Consider the following 14,305-nt stretch of genomic DNA (forward strand, 5'->3'; position numbering starts at 1 on the left):
ACATTAAATGCTGCGGGGCTCTTCAAATATTACTATGGATTATTTTCCTTTTTCTCCGATTGAAATCATAGCACATCTGAAACCAATTGAGTTGGTAGCAGAGTCTTGATGCATAAATCTACGTGTACCTGGAGCAAGCCAATAAGCGACATCTTTCCAAGAACCTCCTTTGTAAACTCTAAATTCATCACTTAACATAGAAGTCTCATAATTGTCGATTTCATCATAAACTCCATCTTTCCTCAATGGATTAAGATCATCAAAATCTTGATATGAAAGTGGACGATAAACATCATATACCCACTCATTCATATTTCCAGCCATGTGATACAGACCGAAATCATTTGGTGCCATGTCATAAACATTGGTAGGGAGGATTTCTCCATCATTTCTTTGATTACCGGCTATACCTGCGTAGTCACCTCTACCTCTTTTGAAGTTGGCTAAGAAATCACCTTGCTTCCCTTTTCTTTTAACATTATAGGGGTTTCTTACTCCACGGCCATCCCATGGATAAATCCTGCCATACTCCTGATTTTCGTCTAGATATTGCGTTCCGATCATCGCTTTAGCAGCATATTCCCACTCACCTTCATTTGGTAATCGGAAATCGGCCATGGCAACACCACGCTCGATCAATTGATTTTTGGTAAATGTGGAATCAATTTCTCTTTCTTTTCTAATGATTTCCTGAACATATTCAGTCCTCCATTTGGAATATACATTTGCTTGAGTCCAAGAAACACCAGCTACTGGGTAGAAATTGAAGCCAGGGAATCTAAAATAATAAGACTGGTACAAATCATTGAAAGACATCGCTCCAGACCAAACATTTTCTGAAGGTTCTAATTTCAATATTGAATCTGCACTCACATTTTTCTTCATCGCAAACAGAAATTCCCGATAATCATTATTCGTGATTTCTGTTTCGTCCATGTAAAAATTGGAAATTGTAACTGTTCTTTCCTGATTGTCACGGAAAGCCATAACGTCTTCTTCCTGCGAACCAAGAACTGCTCGACCTCCTTGAATAAATTTCAAGTTTGGTCCAGGAATTTGTTCTGCGTTTTTCGCTACAAAAAAGTTGGTAGAGTCGTTCTCCTCAAAGCTGAACTCCGCTCCTGTAGTCGCACTTTTTTTACCGGGGTTATTGGCAGTTCTTCTGCCATACCCTGGAGTTTTGTTACAAGAGGTAAGAATAGAACCTGCGGCAATTACTAAAACCGCTGTCCACATTCCCCATGATTTGTTACTAAGACGCATATTTATATGTATTAAAGTCTAGATCAATTTGTAAATATAGAAGCAATACAGACTACTTCCAATCAATTTTAGAGAACGCAAGTTTAAGAAAAGCTCTTTAACATGCAAATTTTTAGGTATTCAACAAAATCGGTATGAAAAAATGCAATATTTATGCCAATTAAATATTCATTAAATCAAGATTCCGTCATCTCTTTTAAAGCAATTTGGGCTTTAGAAATACTTGGAACTTCCGATACTGTAAGAATCAAACGGTTTTTATGTTCTTTTATTTTACTCCTTCTTGCATGGTGCTGAACAAATTTCATGATTTTTCCGAAAATATCGGATGAATAGAAATCATCTCTTGAAGATGGAAGCAAATAGCATTTCATCAGATTTCCTTTCAAGCTCAATTTTTCTATTCCCAACCTTTCAGCCATCCATCTTAGTTTTACTGTTTCCATTAGATCTTCGACCGAACTTGGTAAAGGTCCAAACCTATCTACCAACATGCTGGAAAATTTTGCTAGTTCCTCTTCATTTTTTATGCCGTCAAGCTTTGAATACAATCCTAATCTTTCAGAAATATTGGTGACGTATTCTTCTGGAATTAATAACTCCAAATCAGTTTCTATGGTACAATCTTGAACCAGAACTTTAACTTTTTCCGCAAGATCAACTTCAAATAAAGCTGCAAATTCATTTTCCTTCAATTCTTGTACAGCCTCATCCAATATTTTATGATACATCTCAAAGCCTAAGTCTGTTATAAACCCGCTTTGTTCTGCACCAAGCAAATTTCCCGCTCCGCGAATATCTAAGTCTTTCATCGCAACCTTAAATCCATCGCCCAAATCAGAAAACTCTTCCAGAGTTTGTAAACGCTTTCTCGCTTCGGGAGTGAGCCCGGACATAGGTTGGGTCAATAAATAGCAAAAGGCCTTTTTATTACTTCTACCGACTCTTCCTCTCATTTGGTGAAGGTCACTCAAGCCAAACATATGTGCTCTGTTGATAATGATCGTATTGGCATTTGGAATGTCCAAACCGGATTCTATGATATTGGTGGATACCAAAACATCATATTCATGGTCAATAAAATCTACCATGATTTTTTCAAGTTTCTTCCCATCCATCTGACCATGAGCACCGACAACTCTTGCATCTGGTACCAGTTTCATTATCAGATTAGCAATACTATCAATTTCACCTACCCTATTGTGAACAAAGAAAACCTGTCCTCCACGTCTTAGCTCATATGCAACAGCGTCTCTGATTTTTTCTTCCTGGAAAGTTGCCACTTCTGTCGTCACGGGTTGCCTATTGGGCGGAGGAGTGGCGATAACAGATAAATCTCTTGCTCCCATTAAGGAGAAATGTAGTGTCCGAGGAATTGGTGTAGCTGTCAAAGTCAATACATCTACATTTACCCTCAAGTTCTTTAATTGATCTTTTACCTTAACCCCAAACTTTTGCTCTTCATCGATGACCAGAAGACCTAAATCTCTGAAGACAATATCTTTATTGACAATTTTATGAGTTCCTACCAGAATATCAATCTCACCTGATTTCACTTGAGAAACGATTTCTTTGATTTCTTTCGCAGAGCGAAACCGATTAATATACTCTACTTTTACAGGGAGATTTTCTAATCTTTCACTAAAAGTCTGATAGTGTTGCATTGCTAAAATAGTAGTCGGGACCAAAACAGCTACTTGCTTTCTATCATTGACTGCCTTGAAAGCAGCTCTAATGGCAATTTCAGTCTTACCGAATCCAACATCACCGCAAACTAACCGGTCCATTGGATAGGACTTTTCCATATCTGCCTTTACGTCGCCAGTCGATAAAGCCTGATCAGGAGTGTCTTCATAGATGAAGGACGATTCTAATTCCACCTGAAGTACTGAATCCCTACTAAATGCAAATCCTGGAGCAGATCTTCTTTTCGCATACAATTCAATCAAATCTTTTGCAATGTCTTTAACCTGTCTCTTTACCTTTTTCTTTTTATTATCCCACTCTGGCGATCCTAATTTGGACATGGAAGGCATCGTTCCTTCCTGTCCAGAATATTTTGAGATTTTATGGAGTGAATGGATGTTGACATAAAGCAAGTCATCATCACGAAACACCAACCTAACTGCCTCTTGAAGTTTCCCATTCACATCAACTTTTTCAAGTCCTGCAAATCGCCCGACACCATAATCTATGTGAACAATATAATCTCCGGGATGCAATGCTTTCAGTTCTTTGATGGTCAAAGCTTTTGACTTGCTTGCTTTAATTCTGGTTTTGTATCGATGAAATCGTTCGAAAAGTTGATGATCTGTATAACAAACCAGCTTCAGGATGCGGTCTTCAAATCCTTCTCTCAATCCTAAAAGCATGCTTTGGACGTGAAGAGTAGGATCAAGTTCCCTGAAAATTCCCAACAAACGCTCGATTTGCTTTTCGTTTTCAGCTGTTAAAATATTGGTGAATCCTTTTTTCTCGTTTTCTGCAAAATTGGTGACCAACAAATCAAAATTCTTGTTGAAAGAAGGCTGAGGATGACTTTCCCATTTGACTTGTTTGGCTCCCTTGAGGTAAAACTGTTTCCCAAACTCGATCTGAGAATGGGTCTTTGCCTGATCCGCGAAATCTTTTCCCTTTTCAAAAAGATCTGCTGGCTTAAGCATTAATTTGTCTGTCTGAGTTTGCTTTGCGATCACGTCAAAAGCCTGTTCTGCTTTGTGAAAGCACTCGTCCATGACATCAAGAGTAAGCTGATAATCTTTATGCCAGATTCTACATTCATCTGGAAGGAAGCTCAGGAAAGATTGACGGACTTCTTGCAACAGTTTGGTTTGAACATTTGGAATCAAAGAAATCTTTTCCACGCTAGCGATGGAAAGCTGACTTTCTGGATCGAATGTCCTGATACTTTCTATTTCTTTTCCGAAAAGCTCCAGTCTATAAGGATGCTCATTAGAAAATGAAAAAACGTCTAAAATACCTCCCCGAATGGCAAATTGTCCTGGTTCGTAGACAAAATCTGTTTTCTCAAAATCATAGCTAGTCAAAATTTCTGCAACGAATTCCATGTCAACAGATTCCCCCAAACTTGCTGTAAACGTATTTTCAAGTAAAGACCTTTTATTTATCACTCTTTCATAAAGAGCCTCGGGATAAGAAATAATTACTTTAGAGGATGATTTGGCTTCCAGAACTTGGTTTAGTATTTCAGATCTCAACAATACATTTGCATTATCTACCTCCTCGTACTGATAAGCTCTCTTAAAACTGGAAGGGAAAATCATGTGATCTTCCACATTCAATAGGTTTTGGAGATCCGAATTTAGGTAGGCTGCTTCCTCTTTATCCTGAGCGATAATCAAATGAAAACCACCATATTTAAGAAAGTAATTTGCAAAGAGTACCATATCCAAACTTCCAGACAAACCTTTTATCTGAAGCGTGAATTTTTCTTTCTGACTTAATTCATGCGAAAGAGTCTGAAAGATTGGGTCTGATTGGTAGATAGAGAGAAATGCCTGTCGATCCAAAATAAATTGTTTGAGAGTAAGGAGAGTCAGCCCAAATTTAGGGCATTCTGATGTCTTTCGAGATAAATTGATTTGATTTAGAGAATTCTGAACCTAAGGAGGCTTAAAATGTTTAGCAAACATGGGGAATACAAAAGATTCGCAAACCTGGTTCCAAAAACTGGAAAATTTGCATCCTTATGAAACAATGTTATACCTGGGCATGCTTGGTAGCGGGCTGATATTTCTTTTTTTGTCCGTTGCTTTTCTATTTTCTGGACTTAATCAACTGGAGGGCTTAAACCACCGGATTCCAATCGCTTTTTTAGCCTCGACCCTTTTGATCATTCTAAGCGGGTATTCCGCAGGTAAGATGAGAGTATATTATCTCGAAGAAAATACAGAAAAGCTTCAATTGGCTTTGAGAAATACCTTGATATTAGGAATAGCTTTCACTTTTTCGCAACTGATTGGTTGGATGGAACTATCAAATATGGGAATCAATTTTACAGGTATGCCAAGTGGTAGTTTCCTTTATGTGCTTTCAGGAATCCATATTTTTCATTTGATTGGGGCAATGGTTTTTGCGGTAATGATGTGGGTTCAGCTACGAAAAAACCAAAGAGATCAAATCAAAAACTTAGTGCTTTTGACTAATCCTTATGAGAAAATGAGGATACGTTTATTTACTCGATATTGGCATTTTATGGATGGGATTTGGCTGATTTTATTCTTTCTCTTTGTTCTGAGCTTCTAAACCAAAAAAATGGAAATTACTATCAAAACTAATGTTGAACAGGATTTTCTAAGTGTCAAGGAAGGCTTCAATGAGTCTTTATTTAATAAGCTTAGCCCTCCATTTCCTCCCGTCAAACTTCTGAGGTTTGATGGATCTAAAAAAGGAGATTTAGTCTCGCTTGAATTGAATTTTATTTTTTTTCGGCAAAAGTGGGTTAGTAAAATTATAGAGGACAATACTTCTGAAAAGGAATTTTACTTCATTGATCAAGGAATTGAATTGCCCTTTTTTTTGAAATATTGGAAACATAAACACCGAATCATTAAGGCCGGAGAAAACTCCATTATTCAGGATGAAATCAGTTTTAAAGCCCCATTTATTCTATTGACGTGGCTATTATATCCAGCAATGTTACTTCAGTTTGGGTACAGAATTCCTATCTACAAGAAAATATTTAAAAAGAGTTAGGTATGGGAAGGCTTGTTTTCACAATCTTCAATTAAACAGTCTCCATACAATACGAGCGAATGACTTTTTATTAAAGATTTAAACTCTTTGCCTATTGCCTCTTTTATTTCATTAATCTTTGGATCTGAAAACTCTCGGATTTTACGGCATTGGTTGCAAACATGGTGATCATGATGCTTATAGGTCAGCGCCTGTTCATAAAGCGCCACTTTATCCTTGAATTGATGCTTAACTGCCAATCCACTCTCAACCAAAAGATCTAAGGTATTATAAATTGTCGCTCTACTGATCGTATAACCTTTATTGCGCATACTGAGAAAGAGTCCTTCCACATCCATATGCTCATCTTCGGGTAAGGAATATAATTCATCAATGACCGAAAAACGTTCAGGGGTTTTTCTACTTCCTTGTTTTGTCAGGAAGTTTTCAAAAATCTTTTTTGCTTTTTCAATGAGAGCTTTATCAGCCATAAATTAATTTGAAAAGACTAAAGATGGAATATTCTAAAATTTTTGACAAGAAAGCGTAACCAATCACTCCTTATTTGGTTTTATTCTAAATTTAACCTAGCTCAATTAAATGCGTATCACATATTATAACAATAAGTATTTGTATTATTCTGTGCACTTTTTTCAAAAAAAGTTATATTAAATCTGTCACCCGGGTTTTTCGAGCTAAAATGAAAATGAAGATAGTTATATCACTATTTTTTTGCTTACTCTTTTCAAGTATTGTCTATGCCCAAATTCCTGGGTTTTTCATGAAACAGCAAAAGAGAAAAATAGATATACCGTTTTACGCCTCCAATAATTTAATAATCGTAACAGTTTCAATTAATGGAACATACCCTGTTAATTTTCTGATAGACACAGGAGTTAGAGCAAATATTCTGTTCAGTAAAAACTTGGGTGACGCAATGGAATTGTCGTATTCCCGGAAATTGAATTTAGTAGGAGCAGATGGAGCTGCTAGCTTGGTAGCGTTTGTTTCTCCAACAAATCATCTCGATTTAGGCCCTGTAGAGGGAGTTTTTCAAAATCTTTTGGTCTTAGAAGAGGATTTTTTGGAGCTTGAAGCAGTAATTGGAATTCCGGTTTATGGAATAATTGGATATGAATTTTTTAAATACAATCCTGTCAAAATTGATTATGATAAAGGCATCATCAGTTTTTATGAAAAGGATGCTATGAAGTGGAGACCCCCATTTTATAAAAAATTGCCATTGACCATAGAAAACCATAAACCCTATATCACTGCCAAAGTCAGGCAGCAGTCAGGACCGATACTCTACCCGAAATTACTGGTGGATACCGGTGCCAATCATGGATTGCTTCTGAATAAAGAAACCACAGATGAAATCAGACTGCCAGAACTCTTCATTGAAACTGAATTGGGCCAAAGTTTAGGAGGTGAATTATTTGGGTTTGTAGGAAGAGTAAAAGAATTAAATATTTCTGGATTTCATCTAAATGATGTACTCACTTCCTATCCAGATGAAACACCATTTAGCTATGTAATCAAAGAATCTGGAAGACAGGGAAGTATTGGCGCAGAGGTGTTGGGAAGAATGAAGTTAATTTTTGACTATCCAAGAGAGAGATTACTTATTCATAGAGGAGAAAAATTTTATGCTGCTTTTGAATATGACATGAGTGGAATCGAAGTCAAAAAAGTAACAAATGAAGAGCACAGAATGTATGTGGGTCAAGTAAGAGATAATTCTCCTGCTAGCAAAGCGGGAATTTTAGCTTTCGATGAAATACTATCCATTAATAAAATTCCTATAATCATTTGGGAGCTCTCAGATATAATCAAATTATTTAGATCTGAAGAAGGAAAAGAGATTGAATTGGAAATCCGCCGATACGAAGGTATGGATCTTACAAAATTTGAGGATATGCGTTTTCGCATTGTGTTGAAAAAGCAGATTTAACCTTAGAATGTCCAGATTGGATTAAAAAATGAATATTTTTGAGCCTCGGTAAGGCGAAATTATTGAACTTCTTTTGATGATTTTCGTGATTAATTCCGTTTTCTAAACCAAAAAACAGACTATGAAAAAGCTATTGATTCCTATTTTGATATTAGCCGTGGTGGGTATTTATATGTATACCAAGGCAGTAGGAACGTATAATCAATTTGTTCAGACTGAAGAACAAATTAATGGTCAATGGGCAGAAGTGCAGACTCAATACCAACGAAGAGCTGACTTGATACCTAACCTTGTTAATACTGTCAAAGGATATGCAGATTTTGAGCAAGAAACCTTGACAGGAGTGATTGAAGCTAGATCAAAAGCCACTTCCGTCAACGTTGACGCAAATGATCTGACCCCTGAAAAACTGGCGCAATTCCAGCAGGCTCAGGATCAACTTTCAGGAGCATTGAGCAGATTATTGGTAACAGTAGAGAGGTATCCTGATCTGAAAGCAAATCAAAACTTTTTGGAGCTCCAAGCCCAATTGGAAGGAACCGAAAATAGGATAGCTGTAGCGAGAAGGAACTTTAATGAATCGGTTCAAGCTTATAATGCTAATCTAAGAACCTTCCCAAACAACATCTTTGCGGGATGGTATGGTTTCGAAGCCAAAGGCTATTTCGAAGCTGCTGCCGGATCAGAAAATGCTCCGTCAGTACAGTTTTAAGTAAAGAATTATGGCAGAAAAGTTATTTTCTTCTGCAGACAAGAAGGCGATTGTTACCGCTATTCAGTCTGCAGAAGTTTCCACATCCGGAGAAATTCAAGTACATATCGAAAGTCGCTGTAAGGGCGATGTTCTCGACCGTGCGGTAGTAGTGTTTGATAAACTTAAAATGTATCAAACGCAAGACCGGAATGGAGTTTTGTTTTATCTCGCAGTGGAGGATAAAAAATTTGCTATTCTTGGAGATTCTGGAATAAATGATGTTGTTCCTGAACATTTCTGGGAAAATATTAAAGAACAAATGACCAACCGATTTAAGGCTGGCGAATTTACACAGGGTCTGATAGAAGGCATAAAAGAGGCCGGAACCCAACTTGGAAAGCACTTCCCATACCAAGGGGATTCAGACATAAACGAACTTCCTGATGAAATTTCTTTTGGATCCTAAGATCCGACCACTAGTATTTATTCTCTTATTGTTTACTGGGAGGGTATTTGCTCAGGATTTTCCTCCTGTTCCAAATCCTCCACGTTTGGTGAATGATTTCACAAGTACACTTTCAAATGCTGAAGTGCAGCAATTGGAAAATAAACTAGTTGCGTACAATGACAGTACTTCTACTCAGATATCGATTGTCATGATGCGCTCCGTTGGTCAATATGATATCTCTGATTATGCATTCCGATTAGGCGAGGCCTGGGGAATTGGAGGGGCTGCAAATGACAATGGAATTCTAATCTTGGCAGCCATGGATGACAGAAAAGTATTCATTGCTACCGGATATGGCATGGAAGGAGCAGTCCCAGATGCATTGGCCAAAAGAATCGTGGAGCAATTGATTATTCCAAATTTCAAAATGGAAGCCTATTATCAGGGCTTGGATCAAGCCACTGATATGATTTTTAAACTTGCCTCTGGGGAATATACGGCTGAGGATGTAGAAACGCAGGGTAAAGGTGGAGGAGCAATCTTCTTGCTTTTAATATTCATTTTCTTCTTTGTAATCCTGCCTTTGATCAGAAACAAAAAAGATAACGATAACCATATGGGTGGCCGTGGCGGTGGAGTAGATCTTTGGACAACGATTATGCTTGCTAATATGCTGGGAGGAGGCCGTAGAGGCGGTGGCTTCGGTGGAGGTGGCGGTTTTGGCGGCGGCGGTGGCGGAGGATTTGGCGGCTTCGGCGGTGGTTCCTTCGGTGGCGGCGGAGCGGGCGGAAGTTGGTAAAATGAAAATCAGAAGTATAAAGTCAGAAATTTGAAAAGACATTTACCTGGAATCAAATTGGTTTCAGGTATTTTTTTGAGTTTTTCATTCCTAGATGAAGGATAAATTGAAAACATTTTGCGATTTATATAAATCTCCTCTCTTCAAACGTGCTTTTTAAACGAGGTCTATGTATAATTAATATGAATATCCGTAATGATGCCAGTTACTATATTTTCTTTGCTTCTGAGGTTGGAAGACCAATGACAGATGACCGAAGCGGCTTTAAACTAGCGTTTACCATATTTTAAGTCAATTTGGGCCTCTTACTGGTGCAATTAAGGATATACATAAATAAAATTCTTTCTCTATAAAATTATGATTTCTGTTTTTCAAGCTCTTTCTATCATTGATCAAAATACGGACATTCTTGGTCCTGTGATTTTACCTTTGGCTGAAGTCAACGGTTACATGCTTGCCCAAGATGTGGAGGCCCCAATTAATTTGCCTCCTTTTCGGCAATCGGCAATGGATGGATATGCCTTTAAACATGGTAAAAACCCGGAATATATATTAAAGGGTGAAAGTAAAGCGGGTGATTTTGTAGAATTTGAACTTAGTGAAACAGATTGCATAAGAATCTTTACTGGAGCTAGAGTTCCTGATCAAGCAGATACGGTGGTGATGCAGGAACATGTAGAAAAAAACCCTGCTGGGATACATGTTTTGAAAATGCCTGACAAAGGAACTAATGTCAGGCCAGTGGGCGAACAGATAAAAAAAGGAGAGGTTGTTCTGAAAAAAGGAACAAGGATAAATGCTGCCATTATTGGATTTTTAGCTGGCTTAGGGATTTCAGAAGTTTCTGTTATCGGGATTCCAAGCGTTTCATTGATTGTCACAGGGAATGAATTGCAAGAACCCGGCACAACCTTGAAGCCAGGGTCGGTTTATGAGAGCAATAGAATCATGTTGGAATCTGCCTTGAAATTGGAAAACGTTGAAATTATCCAATCAAATCATGTTTTGGATGATAAAGAATCTACTTTCAAAGCTATTCAAAATGCATTAAAAGCCGATGTGCTTTTGATTTCAGGAGGTATTTCTGTTGGAGATTATGATTATGTGAAAGAATCTCTAGAAAGAAATGGGGTAGAAGAAAAATTTTATAAAGTAAACCAAAAACCAGGCAAGCCACTTTGGTATGGGAAAAAAGGTGAAAAACACGTTTTTGCATTGCCCGGGAATCCGGCCTCTTCTTTAACCTGTTTTTTGATTTATGTAACTGCTGCGATTCGCAAAATGAATGGAACGTCAGCAATCAATATTAATTTGAAGAAAGGAATTCTAAAGGGAAATTATATTAATAAGTTTAATAAAGCTCTTTTCCTTCAGGCTCTTGAAAAAGGAGGTGAGTTGGAAGTATATCCAAAACAGGCTTCAAGTATGCTTGTTTCTTTTACCCAAAGCAACGCATTTTTATTTGTTCCAGATGATGTAAAAGAAATCCACCATGGTGATGAAGTAATGTATATTCCTTTCAAGCTGTAAATTCATTTAATGGAAAATGTAAATCAAAATATTGCTGTTTATATTCTCTGTGGAGGTAGGAGTTCAAGAATGAAATCAGAGAAGGGCTTGGTTGAGTTTAAAGGCAAAGCTTTTCTTCAGTGGATATTGGAAGCAGTATATCCTTTATCAGACAAGATTACATTGGTTACCAAGAATGATAAATATTCTAAGTTTCAGTTGCCGATCATTCATGACCTGGTAGACAATAAAGGGCCTGTTGGAGGTATTTATACTGCTTTGTCAGATTCCAACTCAAAATATAATTTGATTTTAAGCTGTGATATTCCAAAAATCACAACCGAAGTGCTTAATGACCTGATTCAGCTTGCTTTCAATTCTGAAAAGGAAATCAGCATTCTCAGTGATGAAACCCATGATTATCCTTTGATTGGATGTTATCAAAAAAAGCTGTTTCCAATTTTCCAAAATGCAGTCTTTCAAAACCATTTGAAGTTATGTGCTCTGGTAGATAGTCTTTCTCCTCAAAAGTTTCAAGTCATAAGAAAAAACCAATCAGCAGTTCAAAACATCAATTCATTGGAAGACCTATACAGTTTACAAATCCAAAGCTGGTAAATGGAACAATTGAAGCCATATAGGAGTTGATAAAAACATATTAATACCAGATTTTGGAACATTAATGCGAGAAGAAACAAAGCATTAACTTCGAAAAAGAATAGGTTTATGTTTTAGATTCAATCTATTTTTCAGGATCAAAATACAAATCCCTTCGTAAATTGATTTAAAATTTAATGCGTATGATTCAAGTAAAATATTTTGGGGTAATAGCGGAAGCGGCTAATCGGGATTCTGAAAATATTGTGGAGGAGAATGTTACTTTATCCAAAATTCTTTCAGATTTGTCATCTCGCTATAACTTAGGAGAATACAATTTCCAGATTGCAGTCAACAGAAAAATTGTCTCCAATTACTCTGATGAGAAGCTTTCTAATGGAGATGAGATAGCTTTTTTACCCCCATTTTCCGGAGGCTGAAATGAACCGATATATCCGCCAGATAACTTTACCTCAAGTAGGACTGTCAGGACAGCAAAAACTGATGGAAAGTAAAGTGCTCGTCATAGGCGCAGGAGGATTAGGCTGTGCAGTTTTACCTTATTTGGCAGCAGCTGGAATAGGGAAAATCGGGATCATAGATGGGGATAAAATCGAAGAATCGAACCTTCATCGACAAGTACTTTATTCCTCGGAACAAATTGGTTTGCAAAAAGCTAAAGAAGCTTCGAAATCCATTAGTAGGAATAATCCAAATGTGGAGATTTTGGTGTTTGAGGAGTATTTGACCTCGAAAAATGCGCCTCAAATATTGCAAGAATTTGACCTGATTATTGATGCTACTGATAACCTTTTTGTTCGGTATGTCATCAATGATACTTGCGTGGAACTCGGAAAACCCTTTGTTTACGGTTCCATCCATCAATTTCAGGGTCAGGTTTCTGTGTTCAACTATCAAGAAGGACCCAATTATCGGGATATATTCCCACAAGAAAATCAGTCTGCTCCCAATTGTGCAGAAGCAGGAGTATTAGGCACGACAGTTGGGTTGATAGGGATGCTTCAGGCAAATGAAGCAATCAAAATTATTCTTGAAATTGGAGATGTACTTTCTGGGAAATTATTAATCTACGATCTGTTGAGTAATTCCCAACAGGTGTTTGAATTTGGTAAGGTGCCCACAAGAAAAAAGTCCGATATTTCTCCTTCGTTTGAAATGATAGCTTCTGAGGACGTTTTTCTTGGAAAGGTGTTATTGTTGGATGTAAGGGAATTTGGAGAATTACCGGAAATTCAATTGGAAAACCTGCTACAAATTCCTCTTTCCATCTTAGCGCAGAAGCAGGAAAACTTAGATAAGGAAAAAGAATATATAATCTTTTGTCAGTCTGGGGGCAGAAGCCTTAAGGCCGCTCAATTTCTTTCCGAGAAAGGGTTTCAAAAATTGAAACTGATTCGAGGTGGAGCAAAAGAATTAATACAAGCCACAAAAAATGAAAAAAGTATTTCTTGAAGGAGCCATTTCCCCGGAATTCATAGCAGATTCCATAGCCAAGCATCAGGGCAAACATAGCATTGGTGCCCATAATATCTTTTTGGGACAAGTGAGAGGTGATGAAGTGGAAGGTAAAAAAGTAGAGTCCATTGACTTTACTTGCTATGAAGAAATGGCCAACGAAAAATTACATGAAATCAGGGAGGCAGCATTTGAAAAATTCGATCTAACCTGCATGCATATTTACCATAGTTTGGGAAATGTAAAAGTAGGTGGAATTTGCATTTTTGTATTTGTGTCTGCACCTCGAAGAAAACAGGTTTATGAAGCCACAGAATGGCTGGTTAATCAAGTGAAAACAGAAGTTCCTATCTTCGGGAAGGAAATATTTGAAAATGAAGAATCCCAGTGGAAAGTAAATAGTTAAGGCAGTTTTCAGTGGACAGTCGCAGTTGGCAGTTGGTTTAAGTTAGAAGTATGAAGTTAGAAATCTGAAATGTGGTCAGTCCGAGCGTAGTCGAGGACAGGTAAAGTGATTAGCTGCTGCAAGTTTTGATTCGAATGGAGTATTCAGTTGGTAGTCGCAGTAGTCAGTCGCAGAGATCAGTTTTCAGTTGGCAGTTTGTTTAAGTTAGAAGTATGAAGTTAGAAATCTGAAATGCAGTCAGTCCTAGTATAGTCGAGGACAGGTAAAGTGATTAGCTGCTGCAAGTTTTGATTCGAATGGAGTATTCAGTTGGTAGTCGCAGTAGTCAGTCGCAGAGATCAGTTTTCAGTTGGCAGTTTTCAGTTGGTTTAAATTAGAAGTATGAAGTTAGAAATCTAAAATGTGGTCAGTCCGAGCGTAGTCGAGGACAGTTAGATCGATTGGCTTCCGCAAGTTTTGATTCG

General features: G+C 37.5%; 14 protein-coding genes. 11 read left to right on the forward strand and 3 right to left on the reverse strand.

Annotation, left to right across the window (positions count from 1 at the left end):
- Positions 1-39 precede the first annotated feature (39 nt).
- Together gldJ and mfd are read right to left on the reverse strand one after the other, a co-directional pair.
- On the reverse strand, positions 40-1,263 hold the full coding sequence (gldJ, locus tag Q0L68_RS08800) for a gliding motility lipoprotein GldJ (RefSeq protein ID WP_296701820.1): 1,224 nt from the start codon (positions 1,261-1,263) through the stop codon (positions 40-42).
- A 176-nt stretch (positions 1,264-1,439) separates the two neighbouring features.
- Complete coding sequence (gene mfd / locus Q0L68_RS08805; protein ID WP_296701823.1) at positions 1,440-4,793, reverse strand: transcription-repair coupling factor; 3,354 nt, start codon at positions 4,791-4,793, stop codon at positions 1,440-1,442.
- 121 nt (positions 4,794-4,914) lie between these two features.
- On the opposite strand from mfd, the gene Q0L68_RS08810 reads away from it, so the two are divergent.
- Positions 4,915-5,529 (forward strand): cytochrome c oxidase subunit 3, encoded by a 615-nt coding sequence (locus Q0L68_RS08810; protein ID WP_296701826.1) that lies wholly within the window; start codon positions 4,915-4,917, stop codon positions 5,527-5,529.
- Positions 5,530-5,538: 9 nt separating this feature from the next.
- Entirely contained in the window at positions 5,539-5,979 is a 441-nt protein-coding gene (locus Q0L68_RS08815) for a hypothetical protein (protein WP_296701829.1), read from the forward strand.
- Here Q0L68_RS08815 and Q0L68_RS08820 read toward each other — a convergent pair.
- Positions 5,976-6,449: a Fur family transcriptional regulator gene (locus tag Q0L68_RS08820; protein ID WP_296701830.1), complete on the reverse strand. Its 474-nt coding sequence runs from the start codon at positions 6,447-6,449 to the stop codon at positions 5,976-5,978. The genes Q0L68_RS08815 and Q0L68_RS08820 overlap by 4 nt on opposite strands.
- Before the next feature lie 290 nt (positions 6,450-6,739).
- On the opposite strand from Q0L68_RS08820, the gene Q0L68_RS08825 reads away from it, so the two are divergent.
- From Q0L68_RS08825 to Q0L68_RS08865, 9 genes are all read left to right on the forward strand, one after another.
- Positions 6,740-7,912, forward strand: coding sequence for an aspartyl protease family protein (locus tag Q0L68_RS08825; protein ID WP_366938376.1), 1,173 nt, complete (start codon positions 6,740-6,742; stop codon positions 7,910-7,912).
- 121 nt (positions 7,913-8,033) lie between these two features.
- Positions 8,034-8,624, forward strand: a complete 591-nt coding sequence (locus Q0L68_RS08830) for a LemA family protein (protein ID WP_296701834.1) — start codon at positions 8,034-8,036, stop codon at positions 8,622-8,624.
- A 10-nt stretch (positions 8,625-8,634) separates the two neighbouring features.
- Entirely contained in the window at positions 8,635-9,072 is a 438-nt protein-coding gene (locus tag Q0L68_RS08835) for a TPM domain-containing protein (RefSeq protein ID WP_296701837.1), read from the forward strand.
- Positions 9,050-9,853: a TPM domain-containing protein gene (locus Q0L68_RS08840; RefSeq protein ID WP_296701840.1), complete on the forward strand. Its 804-nt coding sequence runs from the start codon at positions 9,050-9,052 to the stop codon at positions 9,851-9,853. Before Q0L68_RS08835 ends, Q0L68_RS08840 begins: the two co-directional genes overlap by 23 nt.
- Before the next feature lie 357 nt (positions 9,854-10,210).
- Complete coding sequence (locus Q0L68_RS08845; protein WP_296701842.1) at positions 10,211-11,383, forward strand: molybdopterin molybdotransferase MoeA; 1,173 nt, start codon at positions 10,211-10,213, stop codon at positions 11,381-11,383.
- Positions 11,384-11,392: 9 nt separating this feature from the next.
- The gene (locus Q0L68_RS08850) at positions 11,393-11,980 is read left to right on the forward strand and encodes a molybdenum cofactor guanylyltransferase (RefSeq protein WP_296701845.1); all 588 of its coding nucleotides are present in this window, start codon (positions 11,393-11,395) and stop codon (positions 11,978-11,980) included.
- A 182-nt stretch (positions 11,981-12,162) separates the two neighbouring features.
- On the forward strand, positions 12,163-12,399 hold the full coding sequence (locus tag Q0L68_RS08855; protein WP_296701849.1) for a MoaD/ThiS family protein: 237 nt from the start codon (positions 12,163-12,165) through the stop codon (positions 12,397-12,399).
- 1 nt (position 12,400) lies between these two features.
- Positions 12,401-13,432, forward strand: a complete 1,032-nt coding sequence (locus Q0L68_RS08860; protein ID WP_296701850.1) for a HesA/MoeB/ThiF family protein — start codon at positions 12,401-12,403, stop codon at positions 13,430-13,432.
- Positions 13,413-13,841 (forward strand): molybdenum cofactor biosynthesis protein MoaE, encoded by a 429-nt coding sequence (locus Q0L68_RS08865; RefSeq protein ID WP_296701853.1) that lies wholly within the window; start codon positions 13,413-13,415, stop codon positions 13,839-13,841. The genes Q0L68_RS08860 and Q0L68_RS08865 overlap by 20 nt, the downstream gene beginning before the upstream one ends.
- Positions 13,842-14,305 lie beyond the last annotated feature (464 nt).

This window comes from Algoriphagus sp. (assembly GCF_024642405.1).
Taxonomy (GTDB): domain Bacteria; phylum Bacteroidota; class Bacteroidia; order Cytophagales; family Cyclobacteriaceae; genus Algoriphagus.

Coding starts and splice junctions, on each gene's coding strand:
- gldJ (WP_296701820.1), bottom strand. CDS start 1,263: ATGCGTCTTAGTAACAAATCATGGGGAATGTGGACAGCGGTTTTAGTA.
- Q0L68_RS08810 (WP_296701826.1), top strand. CDS start 4,915: ATGGGGAATACAAAAGATTCGCAAACCTGGTTCCAAAAACTGGAAAAT.
- Q0L68_RS08815 (WP_296701829.1), top strand. CDS start 5,539: ATGGAAATTACTATCAAAACTAATGTTGAACAGGATTTTCTAAGTGTC.
- Q0L68_RS08820 (WP_296701830.1), bottom strand. CDS start 6,449: ATGGCTGATAAAGCTCTCATTGAAAAAGCAAAAAAGATTTTTGAAAAC.
- Q0L68_RS08825 (WP_366938376.1), top strand. CDS start 6,740: ATGAAACAGCAAAAGAGAAAAATAGATATACCGTTTTACGCCTCCAAT.
- Q0L68_RS08830 (WP_296701834.1), top strand. CDS start 8,034: ATGAAAAAGCTATTGATTCCTATTTTGATATTAGCCGTGGTGGGTATT.
- Q0L68_RS08835 (WP_296701837.1), top strand. CDS start 8,635: ATGGCAGAAAAGTTATTTTCTTCTGCAGACAAGAAGGCGATTGTTACC.
- Q0L68_RS08840 (WP_296701840.1), top strand. CDS start 9,050: ATGAAATTTCTTTTGGATCCTAAGATCCGACCACTAGTATTTATTCTC.
- Q0L68_RS08845 (WP_296701842.1), top strand. CDS start 10,211: ATGATTTCTGTTTTTCAAGCTCTTTCTATCATTGATCAAAATACGGAC.
- Q0L68_RS08850 (WP_296701845.1), top strand. CDS start 11,393: ATGGAAAATGTAAATCAAAATATTGCTGTTTATATTCTCTGTGGAGGT.
- Q0L68_RS08855 (WP_296701849.1), top strand. CDS start 12,163: ATGATTCAAGTAAAATATTTTGGGGTAATAGCGGAAGCGGCTAATCGG.
- Q0L68_RS08860 (WP_296701850.1), top strand. CDS start 12,401: ATGAACCGATATATCCGCCAGATAACTTTACCTCAAGTAGGACTGTCA.
- Q0L68_RS08865 (WP_296701853.1), top strand. CDS start 13,413: ATGAAAAAAGTATTTCTTGAAGGAGCCATTTCCCCGGAATTCATAGCA.